This window comes from Stenotrophomonas sp. AS012628 (assembly GCF_010608305.1).
Classification (GTDB): Bacteria; Pseudomonadota; Gammaproteobacteria; order Xanthomonadales; family Xanthomonadaceae; genus Stenotrophomonas; species Stenotrophomonas geniculata.
Genome location: NZ_VMBJ01000202.1, coordinates 1 through 245 on the forward strand (window position 1 = coordinate 1; position 245 = coordinate 245).

General features: G+C 56.7%; 1 pseudogene. It reads right to left on the bottom strand.

What is annotated here, in order from left to right:
* Positions 1 to 118: 118 nt before the first annotated feature.
* A pseudogene (gene dcd, locus G5A07_RS21625) lies at positions 119 to 245 on the bottom strand (dCTP deaminase); the annotation flags it as partial.

Below are 245 nucleotides of genomic sequence, written 5' to 3' on the forward strand. Positions count from 1 at the left end.
GCGGAAGTCCTCGTCAATGATGATGACGGGAAAGCGGAATTTCATCGTGGTTCCTTATGGATGCAGCTAAAGGCACCGCTCCGGATACGCCTGAACGCGCGGAAACGGACTACAAAAACTAGGTCTTGGGCAGCGTCACACCGTGCTGGCCCTGGTACTTGCCACCACGATCCTTGTACGAGGTTTCGCATTCCTCGTCGCTCTCGAAGAACAGCACCTGCGCGCAGCCTTCCCCAGCGTAGATC